At 64.1% G+C, this 13639-nt stretch carries 16 protein-coding genes; 5 read left to right on the top strand and 11 right to left on the bottom strand.

Annotated elements, in window-relative coordinates; translation table 11 throughout:
* Nucleotides 1-48: 48 nt before the first annotated feature.
* The 5 genes from BM160_RS05075 to BM160_RS05055 form a co-directional block, all read right to left on the bottom strand.
* Complete coding sequence (locus BM160_RS05075; protein ID WP_092001541.1) at nt 49-675, bottom strand: LysE family transporter; 627 nt, start codon at nt 673-675, stop codon at nt 49-51.
* An 84-nt stretch (nt 676-759) separates the two neighbouring features.
* Nucleotides 760-1413 carry a 16S rRNA (guanine(527)-N(7))-methyltransferase RsmG gene (gene rsmG / locus BM160_RS05070; RefSeq protein ID WP_092001537.1) on the bottom strand — a complete coding sequence of 218 codons (654 nt, stop codon included), beginning with the start codon at nt 1411-1413 and terminating at the stop codon, nt 760-762.
* The gene (gene mnmG / locus BM160_RS05065) at nt 1413-3413 is read right to left on the bottom strand and encodes a tRNA uridine-5-carboxymethylaminomethyl(34) synthesis enzyme MnmG (protein WP_092001534.1); all 2001 of its coding nucleotides are present in this window, start codon (nt 3411-3413) and stop codon (nt 1413-1415) included. The genes rsmG and mnmG overlap by 1 nt, the downstream gene beginning before the upstream one ends.
* Before the next feature lies 1 nt (nt 3414).
* The gene (locus BM160_RS05060) at nt 3415-3834 is read right to left on the bottom strand and encodes a type II toxin-antitoxin system VapC family toxin (RefSeq protein ID WP_092001531.1); all 420 of its coding nucleotides are present in this window, start codon (nt 3832-3834) and stop codon (nt 3415-3417) included.
* Nucleotides 3818-4117: a type II toxin-antitoxin system Phd/YefM family antitoxin gene (locus BM160_RS05055; protein ID WP_255368647.1), complete on the bottom strand. Its 300-nt coding sequence runs from the start codon at nt 4115-4117 to the stop codon at nt 3818-3820. The genes BM160_RS05060 and BM160_RS05055 overlap by 17 nt, the downstream gene beginning before the upstream one ends.
* 139 nt (nt 4118-4256) lie before the next feature.
* Here BM160_RS05055 and BM160_RS05050 point away from each other — a divergent pair, with 139 nt between their 5' ends.
* Entirely contained in the window at nt 4257-4883 is a 627-nt protein-coding gene (locus BM160_RS05050; RefSeq protein ID WP_092001528.1) for a LysE family translocator, read from the top strand.
* 45 nt (nt 4884-4928) lie between these two features.
* Nucleotides 4929-5507 carry an NADPH-dependent FMN reductase gene (locus tag BM160_RS05045; RefSeq protein ID WP_092001525.1) on the top strand — a complete coding sequence of 193 codons (579 nt, stop codon included), beginning with the start codon at nt 4929-4931 and terminating at the stop codon, nt 5505-5507.
* A gap of 177 nt (nt 5508-5684) precedes the next feature.
* Here the strand turns inward: BM160_RS05045 and BM160_RS05040 are convergent, their stop codons facing one another.
* The 5 genes from BM160_RS05040 to BM160_RS05020 form a co-directional block, all read right to left on the bottom strand.
* Complete coding sequence (locus BM160_RS05040) at nt 5685-5984, bottom strand: hypothetical protein (RefSeq protein ID WP_092001522.1); 300 nt, start codon at nt 5982-5984, stop codon at nt 5685-5687.
* A gap of 5 nt (nt 5985-5989) precedes the next feature.
* The gene (locus tag BM160_RS05035) at nt 5990-6244 is read right to left on the bottom strand and encodes a sulfur carrier protein ThiS (protein WP_092001519.1); all 255 of its coding nucleotides are present in this window, start codon (nt 6242-6244) and stop codon (nt 5990-5992) included.
* Nucleotides 6241-7551 (bottom strand): NAD(P)/FAD-dependent oxidoreductase, encoded by a 1311-nt coding sequence (locus tag BM160_RS05030; RefSeq protein ID WP_092001516.1) that lies wholly within the window; start codon nt 7549-7551, stop codon nt 6241-6243. The genes BM160_RS05035 and BM160_RS05030 overlap by 4 nt, the downstream gene beginning before the upstream one ends.
* A 161-nt stretch (nt 7552-7712) precedes the next feature.
* The gene (locus BM160_RS05025) at nt 7713-9560 is read right to left on the bottom strand and encodes an aldehyde ferredoxin oxidoreductase family protein (RefSeq protein ID WP_092001513.1); all 1848 of its coding nucleotides are present in this window, start codon (nt 9558-9560) and stop codon (nt 7713-7715) included.
* A 12-nt stretch (nt 9561-9572) separates the two neighbouring features.
* Nucleotides 9573-10049, bottom strand: a complete 477-nt coding sequence (locus BM160_RS05020) for a 4Fe-4S dicluster domain-containing protein (RefSeq protein ID WP_092001509.1) — start codon at nt 10047-10049, stop codon at nt 9573-9575.
* A 221-nt stretch (nt 10050-10270) separates the two neighbouring features.
* Here BM160_RS05020 and BM160_RS05015 point away from each other — a divergent pair, with 221 nt between their 5' ends.
* A complete protein-coding gene (locus tag BM160_RS05015; protein ID WP_092001506.1) occupies nt 10271-11281 on the top strand; it encodes a Bug family tripartite tricarboxylate transporter substrate binding protein in 1011 nt (336 codons plus the stop codon).
* Nucleotides 11282-11389: 108 nt separating this feature from the next.
* Here BM160_RS05015 and BM160_RS05010 read toward each other — a convergent pair whose 3' ends face one another.
* Nucleotides 11390-12415, bottom strand: coding sequence for an HTH-type transcriptional regulator GntR (locus tag BM160_RS05010; protein WP_092001503.1), 1026 nt, complete (start codon nt 12413-12415; stop codon nt 11390-11392).
* Between the two features lie 182 nt (nt 12416-12597).
* On the opposite strand from BM160_RS05010, the gene BM160_RS05005 reads away from it, so the two are divergent.
* Complete coding sequence (locus tag BM160_RS05005) at nt 12598-13107, top strand: gluconokinase (RefSeq protein ID WP_092001500.1); 510 nt, start codon at nt 12598-12600, stop codon at nt 13105-13107.
* Nucleotides 13104-13616, top strand: coding sequence for a TRAP transporter small permease subunit (locus BM160_RS05000; RefSeq protein ID WP_092001497.1), 513 nt, complete (start codon nt 13104-13106; stop codon nt 13614-13616). Before BM160_RS05005 ends, BM160_RS05000 begins: the two co-directional genes overlap by 4 nt.
* Nucleotides 13617-13639 lie beyond the last annotated feature (23 nt).

The following is a 13639-nucleotide window of genomic DNA, read 5'->3' as shown; positions in this document are numbered from 1 at the left end:
TTGTTCGGTTAAGGAGAGAAAAGAAATGGATGGGCGCTTGGCCAGGGCTTACTTGGACAGCGCCAGCTTGATGCCGAAGCCGATCAGAAACATGCCGGCAGCTTTTTCCAGCGCCGCTGAGACCTTGGGATTGGCCCGCAGCCGCTCGGCCAGGGTATAGGTCAGCAGCACCGCCACCAGGCCATAGAGAAAAGTCAGCTGCGCGATGGTGGCAGCCATCACGGCAAAAGTCTTGAGCCCCTGGTGCTGGGCTGGATCCACAAACAAGGGAAAGAAGGCCAGGTAAAACACGATGGCCTTGGGATTGAGCAAGGTGATCAGCAGCGCCTGGCGAAAGTAGTGATGTGGCCTGATCTGCAAAATCGGCGCAGCGCCTGGCTTGGCCAGCAGCATCTTGGCGCCCAGCCAGGCCAGGTAGGCAGCACCCAGCCACTGCACGGCATGAAAGGCTGCGGGATAGGCTGCCATCAGCGCAGAAACACCAGCCACGGCGGCCCAGAGCAAGACCTGGTCGCCGGCAATCACACCCAGGGTGGCGCCCAGGCCACCGGAAATGCCACCTTTGCTGGTGGAGGTAATCAAGGCCAGGTTGCCAGGGCCGGGAATGGCCAGAAAAATGATGATGGCAGCAACAAAAGCGCCATAGTCGGCAATGCCAACGAATGAGCCCAGCATGAAATACCCCCGGAAGTGAGGGCTTGAGTTTACGACAGGGCCGGCGCCGCCTTGCCCGTCAATTTCAAACCGGGGCTATGGCCTTCAGGTTTTTGCCCGTAACCAGAGCATGCAGCGCTCGGCGTCCAAGCCCGGCACCTGCAGTTGTTCCACGTGAAACACCTCTACGCTTGCCGGCAAGGCCGCCAGTTCCTCGGCGGGGTGCTTGCCCTTCATGGCCATCCAGACCCCATGCGGCGCCAGCGCAGCGGCCGACCATTGGGTGAAATCAAGCAGCGAAGCAAAGGCCCGGGAGCAGATCACATCAAAGGGCTGACCTATGCTTTCCACCCGCGCATGCAGGCCGGTGAGATTGGGTAGCTTCAGGGCCAGTGCCGCCTGCTTGATGAAGGCGGCTTTTTTAGCTACCGTATCCACGCAGGTCACGGCCACCATCGGGCAGCAAATGGCAATCACCACGCCAGGCAGGCCGGCGCCCGAGCCCACATCCAACAGACTGCTGCCCTGTACCAGGCCGGCCTGTTGCAGATGCCGCCTCAGGGGTGCGATGGCCGCCAGGCTGTCCAGCAAGTGGTGCGTCATCATTTCGGCCGGATCGCGTACGGCGGTCAGGTTGTAAACCTTGGTCCATTTGGCGATCAGTTCCAGATAGTCCAGCAACTGCTGGATTTGCGAGTCTTGCAAATCCAGCTCCAGCGTTTTCAATCCGGCACGCAAATCCTTTTCACCGCTGCGCATCAGAGTCCCACCTTCTCGGCGGCCTGGGCCGGAACCGTGTTCTTCCACAGATTCTTTTTCAAATGCACCAGCAGCAGCGACACCGTAGCCGGCGTGATGCCCTGTATGCGCGAGGCCATGCCCAGCGTTTCCGGCCTGTGCTTGGCCAGGGTCTGGCGCGCCTCAAAGCTCAGTGCCGTCACCTGCAGGTAATCCAGGTCGGCCGGCAGTTTGAGATTTTCGTAGTGCGAAGCCCTTTCCACCTCTTCCTTTTGCAGGTTGATATAGCCGGCGTACTTGGCGGTGATTTCGATTTGTTCGATCACGCTTTTGAAAAAATCCGCCGGCAAGCCTTCTGTTTCACGTGAAACAACACCGCCCTGCCCGGCCGGAATATCCGGATTGAGGTATTTGCCTTCATTCAAGGACATCAGCCCGGCATAGTTCACATCGGGGCGGCGCAGCAAGTCGGCCAGGTTGTATTCGCGCTCTATCGCCTTGCCCAGCACCCGTTCGGCTTCCGCCACCGGCAGATTGTTGGGATTGACCCAGATGGAACGCAGGCGCTCTGTTTCACGTGAAACAGCGTCGCGCTTGCGGTTGAAGGCGTCCCAGCGCGCATCATCCACTAGGCCCAGCTCCCTGCCCTTTTCGGTCAGGCGCATGTCGGCATTGTCTTCGCGCAGCATCAGGCGGAACTCGGCCCGGCTGGTGAACATGCGGTAGGGCTCGGTCACGCCCTTGGTGATCAGGTCATCGACCAGCACGCCCAGGTAGGCCTCATCGCGCTTTGGCAACCAGGCTTCCTTGCCCCGGCACTGCAGCGCCGCATTGATGCCGGCAAACATGCCCTGGGCCGCCGCCTCTTCATAGCCGGTGGTGCCATTGATCTGGCCGGCAAAAAACAGGCCGGCCACGGCCCGGGTCTCAAAGCTGCTCTTGAGCGAGCGCGGATCGAAGTAGTCGTACTCGATGGCGTAGCCCGGGCGCAGGATGTGGGCGTTTTCCATGCCCACCATGGAGCGCACCAACTCGTACTGGATGTCAAAGGGCAAGCTGGTCGAGATGCCGTTGGGGTAGATCTCGTGCGTCGTCAGGCCTTCGGGCTCCAGGAAAATCTGGTGGCTGTCCTTGTCGGCAAAGCGGTTGATCTTGTCTTCCACGCTGGGGCAGTAGCGCGGGCCCACGCCGTCGATCTTGCCGGTGAACATGGGGCTGCGGTCAAAGCCGGAGCGGATGATGTCGTGGGTGCGCTCGTTGGTGTGGGTGATCCAGCAGGGCATTTGCTGCGGATGGGCAATGCTGCCGCCCATGAAGCTGAACACTGGCACGGTGTCGCCGTTGCCGCCCGGCATGCCGTCGCCGGGTTGCACGCTGCACTTGCTGAAATCTATGGAGCGGCCGTCTATGCGCGGCGGCGTGCCGGTTTTCAGCCGACCTTGCGGCAGCTTGAGCTCTTTCAGGCGGGCGCTCAGCGACACCGCTGGCGGATCGCCGGCCCGGCCGGCCGCGTAGTTGTTCAGCCCCACATGGATCTTGCCGTCCAGAAAGGTGCCGGCCGTCAGCACCACGGTGCGGGCGCGGAACTTGATGCCGACCTGGGTGACGGCGCCGACCACGCGATCGCCCTCCACCATCAGGTCGTCCACCGCCTGCTGGAACAGCCACAGATTGGGCTGGTTTTCCAGCATGCGGCGTATCGCCGCCTTGTACAGAATGCGGTCGGCCTGGGCCCGGGTGGCGCGCACGGCCGGCCCCTTGGAGCTGTTGAGAATGCGGAACTGGATGCCGCCCTCGTCTGTGGCCAGCGCCATGGCGCCGCCCATGGCATCGACCTCTTTCACCAGATGGCCCTTGCCTATGCCGCCTATGGACGGGTTGCAGCTCATCTGGCCCAGGGTCTCGATGTTGTGCGTCAGCAGCAGGGTCTTGCAGCCCATGCGGGCGGCGGCCAGCGCGGCCTCGGTGCCGGCATGGCCTCCGCCAACCACGATGACGTCAAATTCTTGGGGGTAAAACATGTCAGATCTCAATCAGTTCGGTTTTCAGGCCGGCGGCTTGTGCCGCCAGGGCTTGGCGTCGGTCGGCGGTGACAAACAGGTCTACCCGCGCCACCTGCGCCGTGCCTATGTGCAGGGCGTCCATGGCATGCAGCCGGCTGGCCTCCATCGCCGCGATCGACTGGGCTTCGACCCGGCTGTCCAGCGCCACACAGGTGAAGTCGGCAAAATCGCCTTGCACAATGGCCATGATGCGGGCGTAGTCGCCGGCATCGACCAGGCCCTCATGGCGCTGGCGATTCAGGGCCGAGGCAATCTCGGCCTTGCAATGCGCCGCCACCACCACTTCGCTGGCGCGCTCGCTGGCGGCCAGCACCTGCTCGCGGCCAGCCTCGGCGTTGTAGCGCTTGTACAGCGCCGAGCTGTCAAACAGCACCCGCATGAGCCGCCTCCTGCGCGCCTTCCAGGCGCTCTTCTATCATCAGCTGGGCGCCGCTCTTGCCGTCTGGCCGCACGATGCGCAGCGGTTCGATGTCGCGCTTCCAGCTCGGGACGCGGGCGGCAGCCTCGGCTTTCACGGGCACCAGTTCGGCCACCGGCTTGCCGTGGCGCAAGATACGCACGGTCTGGCCCTGCTCAACCAGATCCAGCATGGCCGAGGCGTTGGCACGGAATTCACTTAAGGACAGGGTATGCATTTGTACAAATTGGTTGAATTTGTACATTTTATCGATTTCAAGAAACCCCTGGCCCTCTGGGGCAGGTGGCTAGCGCATCGCTAATGAGCGTCGAGATCGCCCCTGAATCAGGTCAAAATGAGCGCCAACCTCCCAACCATCTCTATCCAGCAGTAACAGCCACAACATGCCTTCTTTCGACATCCTTCTCACCTTCTTTGGCGTCTCGGTTTTGCTAGGCCTGTCGCCCGGTCCGGACAATCTGTTAGTCCTGATGCAGTCGGCCCTGCAGGGCCGGCGCGCCGGCCTGTTCGTGGTGCTGGGCCTGTGCACCGGCCTGCTGTTTCACACCGCCGCCGTGGCGCTTGGGCTGGCGGCGGTATTTGCCGCTTCCAGCACTGCCTTCACCGTGCTCAAGCTGGGCGGCGCCGCCTACCTGGCCTATCTGGCCTGGCAGGTGTTTCGCGCCCCGGTAGGCGGCACGGCCACCGCCGGCTCCCAGCCGCTGGCCGCCGCGCAGATGTACCGGCGCGGCGTCATCATGAACCTGAGCAACCCCAAGGTGGTGATCTTCTTCCTGGCCTTTTTGCCGCAGTTCGTGAACCCCGCGCAAGGCGGCGTCGGTCTGCAAATCGTTTGCCTGGGCGGGGTCTTCATCCTGGCGACCCTGCTCACCTTTGGCGCCATCGCCTGGTTTGCCGCCTCGGTGGGTCAGGCCTTCCAGCGCTCGGCACGCGCCCAGCGCGCGCTGAACTGGCTGGCCGGCTCGGTTTTCCTGGGCCTGGCCGCCCGCCTGGCCATCTCCGAACGCTAAGCCAGCGCCATCCGCCTCATTCACCCTCTCATTTCATTCCAGCCCATGAAACTCCTGATCTTCGCCGGCAGCACCCGCCTGAACTCCTACAACCGCAAACTGGCCCATGTCAGCGCGCAAATGGCGCGCGACAGCGGCGCCGAGGTCACGCACATCGAACTGGCCGACTTCGACATTCCCATGTACAACGCCGACCTGGAAGCGCGCGGCACGCCGGCCGATGTGATGAAGCTCAAGCAAATCATGTACGAGCACCCGGCCTGGATCATCTGCTCGCCCGAGTACAACGGCAGCTACACCGCCCTGCTCAAAAACACCATAGACTGGGTCTCCAGCCCGGTCAAAAGCGACCCGGCCTGGCTGGAAGGCTTCAAATCCTTCACCGGCAAGGTGGTGGGCGTGCTCAGCGCCTCGCCCGGTGGCCTGGGCGGCCTGCGCTCGCAAAGCCATCTGGTGCCCCTGCTGCTCAATGCCCACTGCTGGGTCGCGCCCAAGGCCTTTGCCCTAGGCCATGCTGGTGAGGCCTTTGATGCGGCCGGCGAGCTGCTCAAGGAGGGGGACCGCCACCATGTGCAGGCGGTGATAGACCAGGTGCTGTTTGCGGCGCGCCGCCTCACGGACTGAGCCGCCTGCAGGCGCCAGCCCGCTATTTATTTGCTAGCGCCTTGCGCTGATGGCCATTGGCCTGAGAGCACTTTTTACGCTAAGGCCAAGGCCGGGCCCGAATTGGCGGCCTCTTGCACCAGCGCAAAGTCTTCCCGCTGCCTCAGCCCACGCCGGCCATGCCCGCATCAGGCCCAGCTAGCCACCGCCACGCTGCATGTAAAGGTCAAAGCGCTTCATGAAGGCATGGCGCTGGACTTCATCCAGCCCGGCAAAGGCAAAGCGCACCAGCAGACGCGGAATGCGGGCCTGGCCCAGCACGCGCGGTGCGGCCGCCCGCCAGGCTATCCGCAGGCTGCCCGCGCCTATGGCCACTTGCACGCCAGCGCCATCGCGCTGCCAGGGCTTGTCGCCCAGCGCTGCGGGCAGCCAGCCCAGCCACTCGCGCTCGGTGCAACCCATGTCGCGCTCGAACGCCTCGGGGTAGTGGGATTGCACGGCGCTCAGCCGCCGGCTATCGGCGGCCAGATCGCCAGCACGTCGTTTTCAAGCAGCCTGCGGGTCAGGCGCTGTTCGGGCTGGATGTAATGGCCGTTGACCAGCACCAGATGCACCAGCCTGGGCGGCAGTCCGAAAGGCGCAATGATCTGGCTGATGGAAGCGTCTGGCGCCACCTCCAGCTCGAGAAGATTGCTGCTGCGCGCCGCCACCGGCAGGTAATCGGTCAGCGTGGCAAACAGCTTGAAGGTGATTTTCATCGGCGTCGCTCGTCACTGGCGCCGTTCCAGGCGCCCTGGCCCTGGGCGCTGGCCAGATAGGCTTGCATCAGCTGGGTCGGGTCTTGTTTCAGCCGCTCCTTCCACGGGCCCAGGTGGATGGCGCCCTCCACCAGGCCGCGCATCACGCCCACATGCTCGGTCCAGCCGACGCTGTTGCAGCCCACCATCACATCGTCCTTGAATTGCAGGCTCAGGTGCCTGCCCTTGCCGCCGTTGGCCTGGTGCTCGGTCAGCTCGACCCGATCGGCCGGCCCGCTGCCGGCCACCCCCTGCCAGTTGCCAAAGCTGGTGGAAATCAGGCCCAGCGTATCCAGCACATTGATCTGCGTCACGCCGCGCAGCGCGGTGCGCTGGCCCACCATATTGAGCGCCGCCACCCGCGCCTGCTCGGCGGCGTTGGGCTGGATGGCGCTGACCATGGTGGTGCCGCTGACCTTGTCAAAGGCCTCGGCGCAGTCGCCGGCGGCATACACACCCGCCACATTGGTTTGCAGATGCTCGTCGGTCAGCACGCCCTGCAGGCAGGTGATGCCGGAATGCTCCAGAAAGCCGATATTGGGCTTGACGCCAGTGGCGCTGATGACCAGCTCGGCCTCCAGCGTCTGGCCGTTGGACAGGCGCACCTGGAGCGGCGTGTGCGGCGGCGTGCCGGGCACTATCGCCTCGACGCGGGTGCCGGTGAAAACCTGCACGCCTTGGGCCTGGCACCAGTCCTTGATCATGCCGCCGGCCACCGGCCCCATCATGCGCGGCACCATGCGGTCGCCCATCTCGACCACGGTCAGGCGCACACCGCGCTGCGTCAGCGCTTCCATGATGATGCAGCCTATGAAGCCGGCCCCCATCTGCAACACCCGCGCACCGGGCTGGGCCAGCGCCATGATGTTTCGCGCATCGGCCAGCGTCCAGCAGGGATGCACACCGGCGCTGTCCAGACCGGGAATCGGCGGGCTGGCCGGGTGCGAGCCGGTGGCAATCAAGAGCCTGTCGTAAGCCAGCGCTTCGCCATTGTTAAACGCTATTGTTTTAGTAGCCGTATCCACCCGTTCAGCCTGGGCTTGAAGCTGATTTATTCTCAAATCAGCGAAATGCGTGGCACCCTTGCGCAGATAGGTGCCGCGCTCGTCGATGTTGCCCATCAGCAGATAGGGAATCGCCATGCGCGAATACGGCGGCTCGGCCTCATTGCCGACCAGCGTGATGCGGTCGCTGGGTGCGTGCTGGCGAATCGTTTCGGCGGCAATCACACCGGCTGGGCCTGCGCCCAGGATGACATGGTGGGTCATGACGTCGTTCTCCAGAATTTAAAAAGGTAGGCCAAACGACAAGCACGAGGGTTTTCTCTCTACACCAGCCGGGGCCGCGGAACCGGCTCCGCCGGGCCGCAGGCGCAACGCCCCCTCGGGGGGCAGCGCAGTACGCGAAGCGACAAGCGTGGGGGCCACATTCAAAGCCCCAGGCGTGTTCGAGTAGCCGCCGTCGGCACGCCTTCGCTGTCCCAGCCGCGCGCGGCGTAGTACTTGGGCAGCATCTCGGCCAGCTGGTTGACCTTGCCCTTGGCCGGGCCGGTTTTGGCCGGTTCGGTCAGCAGGCGCTTGGGCAGCGAATCGTCGGCCTTGGTAAAGCCCGCCGCGTTGTTGAACTCGCGCTCCATGTTCCAGATGCGTTCGCCGATTTTTTCCAGCTCCTCGGTCGTGTACTGCTCATCGCAAGCGGCCTGCAGCTGCGGCGCCACATCGGCCAGGCCCCAGGCAAAAGAGGTGAAGACGCAGATGCCGGCCGAGTCAAAGACCGCCGTGGCATCCTGGAAGGCCTTCACCAGCTCGGGCTTGCCTGCGCTTTCCAGCGGGTCGGTCTTGACCGGAATGCCCAGCACCTCGGAGGCAATGGTGTAGCCGCGCAAATGGCAGCCGCCGCGGTTGGAGGTGGCGTAGGCCAGGCCTATGCCCTGGATGGCGCGGCCGTCGTAGGCCGGAAACTCCTGGCCCTTGGAGGTCATGGACAGATCCGGGTGGCCGTATTTGGCCGTCAGGCGCTTGGAGCCCTGGCCGATTTCCTTGCCAAAGCCGCGGCCGTAAACGGTTTCCTCGGTCAAAAAGGCCAGCGCCTGGGCCGAGCCGAAAGGCGCTTCTATGCCGATCTGCCCCTTGGTCAGCACACCCATTTCGTACAGCTCCATCACCGCGCCCACGGTGGCGCCAAAGCTGATCGGGTCTATGCCCTCCTCGTTGCACAGCATGGTGGCGTATTGCAGCGCTTCCAGGTCCTTCACGCCATTGGCCGCGCCCAGCGCCCAGGCGGCTTCATATTCCAGTCCACCGGAGGCGCCCCAGTACTGCGGCTTGTTGCTGACGGTGAAATGCGTCTGGTCTATCTTGCTGATGCGGCCGCAGGCAATGGTGCAGCCAAAGCAGGCCTGGTTGGTGACCAGCTGCTTTTTGCCGTCGCTGGCGCGCGGTGTGGCCATGGCTTCGGCCGAGATGTCCCTGGCGCCCTCGAACTGCACGTCCTGGTGGTTGCGCGTGGGCAGGCCGCCGACCTCATTGATGACATTCATCAGCACCTGGGTGCCGTAGGTGGGCAGGCCCTGGCCGGTAACGGCGTTGTCGTGCAGGATTTTTTTCTTCTCGAAGGTCACCTTCATGAAGGCCTTGGGGTCGCGGATATTGCCCACGCCCTTGGTGCCGCGCACGGCGATGGCCTTGAGGTTTTTGCTGCCCATCACGGTGCCCACGCCGGAGCGGCCAGCGGCGCGGTGCAGGTCGTTGATGACGGCGGCGTAGAGCACGCCGTTTTCACCCGCCTTGCCAATGCTGGAAACGCGCAGCAGCGGATCCTGCAAGCTCTTTTTGAGCAGCGGCTCGGTTTCCCAGACGCTCTTGCCCCACAGGTGCGCCGCATCGCGCAGCTCGGCGATGTCGTCGTTGATGTAGAGGTAAACCGGCTTGGGCGACTTGCCCTCGAAAATCACCATGTCCCAGCCCGCCATCTTGAGCTCGGCGCCCCAGTAGCCGCCCGAGTTGGAGCAGGCAATCGCACCGGTCAGCGGGCTTTTGGTGATGACGGTGTAGCGCCCGCCGGTGGAGGCCATGGTGCCAGTCAGCGGGCCGGTGGCCCAGATGATCTTGTTGTCTGGCGACAGCGGATCGACCTTGGGGTCGACCTCGGACACCAGGTATTTGCTGCCCAGGCCGCGCGAGCCCAGATAGGCGTGCGCCCAGTCCATATTGAGGGGTTCGGACTTGACGCTGCCGGCAGTCAGGTCAACGCGAAGGATTTTTCCAGCCCATGACATGCTCGTGACTCCTTAAACGGCGGAGGGCTGGTTGCCCAGCTTGTCGGCCCATTGCTGCATCCGGCTCAAACCGGTCCAGTTGGCGTCTATGAAGGTGATGGCCGCCGTCGGGCAGGCCTCGGCGCAGGCCGGCTCGCCGCCGCACAGGTCACACTTTTGCACCTTGCCGGTTTCCTGCACGTAGTTGATGGTGCCAAAGGGGCAGGCGATGGTGCAGACCTTGCAGCCAACGCAGGTGGAATCATTGACCACCTTGGCGCCGGTCGCCTTGTCCACGCTGATGGCCTCGACCGGGCAGGCATGCAAGCACCAGGCCTCGTCGCACTGGGTGCAGGTGTAGGGCACCTTCTTGCCGGTGTCGTGGAAGTCGAAGACCTTGATGCGCGACTTGGCCGGGGCGAAAACGCCGTAGTTCTCGAAAGAACAGGCCATTTCGCACTGCAGGCAGCCAGTGCATTTTTCCGGGTCGATGTGCAAGACCTTTTGCATCAGAGCTCTCCTTGGGGTTGGGGCACCCAAGAGATGCCTTGCCTATGAATGAGATTGCATAGCTATTGTTGAATTCCTCCCGGCCAAGCGACCTAGGGAAAACCCTTGATTCAGCGACAAGCCACCACTCGCGTCGTAACAGGCGTAGCAAAACCACCTAGACGCCGAGACGCGCGCCCGTCGTACAGTGCGGACACCACCACGCTCCCGGAGACGCTTTCATGAACCCAGTCCACACCCGCCGCCAGGCCCTGCAACGCGGCCTCCAGGCCGGCGGCGCCCTGGCCGCCGCTTCCGCCTTTCCCGGCCTGCTGCTCAGCGCCCACGCGCAAAGCGCCTGGCCAGCCAAGCCGATACGCCTGATCGTGCCCTTTGCACCGGGCGGCAGCTCGGAAATCGTGGCGCGCTCGGCCGCCAATGAGCTCAGCAAAACACTGGGCCAGTCGGTGTTTGTCGACAACAAGCCCGGCGCCAGCGGCAACATCGCCATGCAGGAATGCGCCACCAGCACCGATGGCCACACCATCATCCTGGGCCATATCGGCACTTTTGCCGTCAACCCCTTTATCTTTGACAAACTGCCCTTTGACACCAACCGCGATTTCAAGCCGATCTCGCTGCTGGCCAAGGTGCCCAGCTTGTACGTGGTGAATGCCAATGTGCCGGTGAAAAATCTGAAGGAATTCATCGCCCTGGCCAAGAGCAAACCGGGCCAGCTCAACTATGGCTCGGCCGGCAACGGCAGCGCCGGCCACCTGGCCTTTGAATACCTGAAGATGGTCAGCGACACCTTTGTGCTGCATGTGCCCTATCGCGGCACCGGCCCGCAGCTCACAGATCTGCTGGCCGGCCGGCTGGACGCCGCCAGCGTGGGCGCGCCGGCCATACTGGCGCACATCAAGTCGGGCAAGCTGCGCTGCATCGCCACCGGCACCAAGGAACGCCTGCCGCAACTGCCCGATGTGCCGACGGTGGCCGAAAGCGGCTACCCGGGCTTTGAAATGACGCAGTGGTACGGCCTGAACGCCCCGGCCAGCATGCCGCAGGCCGCCATAGACAAGATCGCCGAAGCCTGCGCCAAGGCCATGCACAACCCGCAAGCCACCGAGCGCCTGCGCGGCGACACCGCCCAGCCTGTGGGCGACACGCCGGCCCAGTACGCGGCCTTCATCAAGACCGAACAGGCGCGCTGGAAACTGGTGGCGGCGCGCGCCAAGATCAAGCCGGACTGAGGCGGGAGTGGCGCCGGCCTGTTGGGCGGCACTTTTAAGTCAAATCAGCCTTAAGCCCAATAGGAACGGGCGCAAGTTACTATTATTTTTGTAGCCAATTGACGGCTGTCAGGTGCTGGCCCGCACCACCAGCTCGTAGCCCAGATCCACGCCAGGCGTGGCCACGCTCTCGCCGTTCATCAGCGCCAGCAGCATGCGGGCGGCCGCATGGCCAATCTCGGCGCGCGGCGTGCGCACGGTGGTCAGCGCCGGCAGCATCTGGTCGCTGCCCGTCAGGTCGTTAAAGCCGGCCACCGCCACCCGCCCAGGCACCGCCACGCCCAGGCGCAGCGCCGCCAGCAAAGCGCCTTGCGCCAGGTCGTCGTTGCAGAAAAAGATCGCGTCCACCTCGGGCTGGCGCTGCATGATTTGCTCGAACATCTGGCCGCCCAGCGCGATTGATGAGGGCGCTGGGTTCAGCCACTCCAGCTCGGCTTGGTACAAACCGGCGGCGCGCAATTCGCGGCGCCAGCCCTCCAGCCGCTGCAAGGTGCGCGAATCCAGCTGGGCCGCAACAAAAGCGATGCGGCGCCGGCCGCGCGCCAGCAGGTGGCGCGTCAGTTCGGCGCCGGCGTCGGCCTGCGAAAAGCCGACGCTGTAGACGCCGGGCGTGGCGCAGACTTCCATCAGATGCACGCAGGGCACGCCGCTTTGCGCAATCAGCGCACGGGCCGCGTCGCTGCGCTCCAGCCCGGTCAGCAGCAGGCCGGCCGGGCGCTGCGCCAACTGTTCGCGCAGCAGCGACTCCTCTTCGCCGGCGTCGTAATGGGTCACGCCCATCAGCGTCTGGTAGCCGGCCGGCCGCAGGCTGCGCTGCACCGCCTCCAGCAAATCGACAAACAAGGCGTTGGAAAGCATGGGAATAAGCACCGTCACATGCGAGCTGCGCTGCGATGCCAGCGCCCGGGCGGCCGGATCGGGCACATAGCCCAGTTGCTGCGCCGCCGCCTGCACCCTGGCCACCAGCGCCGGATCGACGGCGCGCTCGCCGCGCAGCGCCCGCGACACGGTGATGGGGCTGACGCCGGCACTGCGGGCCACATCGGACAAAGTGACGCGGCCGGTGGCGCGGGAACGGGCGGGAGTTGAGCTCATGAGTCTAGGGAAACTACCAACTTTTAATGAATGAATCCTGGCATAGGATAGCGCTATCCAACGGTGAGCACCAGCCGGAGAATCCCTAGGACCGCCTGACGCAGGTGATCCAAAAACAGGCATTCCAGCAGTTCACCGTTTATTTTCAGCAACACGGATAGCGCTATCCAAGACTTTTCACAATGAGCCATTCACTTGTCATCATGGGCGTTGCCGGCTGCGGCAAGTCCAGCCTGGGCGCCAAAATTGCCCAGACCACAGGCCTGCAGCTGGTCGAGGGCGACGACTATCACAGCCCCGCCAACCGGGCCAAGATGAGCCAGGGCGTGGCCCTGACCGACGCCGACCGCGAGGGCTGGCTCAACACCTTGAGCGAGCAACTGCAGGCTCATCCCGAGGCGTTGGTGCTCACTTGCTCGGCGCTCAAGCGGGCCTACCGCGAGCGCCTGCGTCAGGCCGCACCGGGTCTGCGCTTCGTCTTCCTGGACATCAGCCCCGAGCAAGCCAAGGCCCGCGTCGCGGCGCGCGCACCCTTGCATTTCTTTGCCTCCAGCCTGGTCGACAGCCAGTTCGCCACGCTGGAGCTGCCCACCGGCGAGGCCGGCGTGCTGCGCGTCGATGCGCTGGACTCGCTGGCGCAATTGCAGCTCGAGGTCAGCGCCTGGCTCAAGGCCCAACAGGAGCAAGCATGACTACAGACACCGTGACCGAAGCGCCCAAGAGCCGCTTTCAACGTATCAGCAATGCGCTGATGGCCAGCTGCCTGGGCGTGATGGCCGTGGCGGTTTTCATCAACGTGGTGCTGCGCTACGGCTTTGGCAGCGGCGTGGCCGCCAGCGAAGAGCTGTCGCGCCTGCTGTTTGTCTGGATGGTCTTCATAGGCGCCACCGCCGCCTACCCGGCCGGCGAGCACATGGCCTTCACCAGCCTGGTCGGCGCGCTGCAAAAAAAACCACGCGCCATGCTGGCCATGACGCTGCTGATACGCGCGCTGGTGCTGCTGGGCTGCGCCCTGTTGGGCTGGGGCGCCTGGCAACAGGTGGTGGTCGGCCTGGACAGCTACTCGGTGGTGCTCGGCTACCCGACCGCGCTGCTGCCACTGCCGGCTTTTTTATGCGCCGCGGCCATAGGCCTGATGGCGCTGTTCGAAATCATCAAACGCACGCCGCTGGACCTCGGTCACGGTGCGGAAGTGGAATAAGTCCCATGACATTCAAACCCCTC

Origin of the sequence: Polaromonas sp. OV174 (assembly GCF_900112285.1) — a bacterium.
Lineage (GTDB): Bacteria > Pseudomonadota > Gammaproteobacteria > Burkholderiales > Burkholderiaceae_C > Polaromonas.
The sequence above is the reverse complement of the archived record's forward strand: the minus strand, read 5'-3'. Positions and strand labels throughout refer to the sequence as shown.

Coding starts and splice junctions, on each gene's coding strand:
- BM160_RS05075 (WP_092001541.1), bottom strand. CDS start 675: ATGCTGGGCTCATTCGTTGGCATTGCCGACTATGGCGCTTTTGTTGCT.
- rsmG (WP_092001537.1), bottom strand. CDS start 1,413: ATGCGCAGCGGTGAAAAGGATTTGCGTGCCGGATTGAAAACGCTGGAG.
- mnmG (WP_092001534.1), bottom strand. CDS start 3,413: ATGTTTTACCCCCAAGAATTTGACGTCATCGTGGTTGGCGGAGGCCAT.
- BM160_RS05060 (WP_092001531.1), bottom strand. CDS start 3,834: ATGCGGGTGCTGTTTGACAGCTCGGCGCTGTACAAGCGCTACAACGCC.
- BM160_RS05055 (WP_255368647.1), bottom strand. CDS start 4,117: ATGTACAAATTCAACCAATTTGTACAAATGCATACCCTGTCCTTAAGT.
- BM160_RS05050 (WP_092001528.1), top strand. CDS start 4,257: ATGCCTTCTTTCGACATCCTTCTCACCTTCTTTGGCGTCTCGGTTTTG.
- BM160_RS05045 (WP_092001525.1), top strand. CDS start 4,929: ATGAAACTCCTGATCTTCGCCGGCAGCACCCGCCTGAACTCCTACAAC.
- BM160_RS05035 (WP_092001519.1), bottom strand. CDS start 6,244: ATGAAAATCACCTTCAAGCTGTTTGCCACGCTGACCGATTACCTGCCG.
- BM160_RS05030 (WP_092001516.1), bottom strand. CDS start 7,551: ATGACCCACCATGTCATCCTGGGCGCAGGCCCAGCCGGTGTGATTGCC.
- BM160_RS05025 (WP_092001513.1), bottom strand. CDS start 9,560: ATGTCATGGGCTGGAAAAATCCTTCGCGTTGACCTGACTGCCGGCAGC.
- BM160_RS05020 (WP_092001509.1), bottom strand. CDS start 10,049: ATGCAAAAGGTCTTGCACATCGACCCGGAAAAATGCACTGGCTGCCTG.
- BM160_RS05015 (WP_092001506.1), top strand. CDS start 10,271: ATGAACCCAGTCCACACCCGCCGCCAGGCCCTGCAACGCGGCCTCCAG.
- BM160_RS05010 (WP_092001503.1), bottom strand. CDS start 12,415: ATGAGCTCAACTCCCGCCCGTTCCCGCGCCACCGGCCGCGTCACTTTG.
- BM160_RS05005 (WP_092001500.1), top strand. CDS start 12,598: ATGAGCCATTCACTTGTCATCATGGGCGTTGCCGGCTGCGGCAAGTCC.
- BM160_RS05000 (WP_092001497.1), top strand. CDS start 13,104: ATGACTACAGACACCGTGACCGAAGCGCCCAAGAGCCGCTTTCAACGT.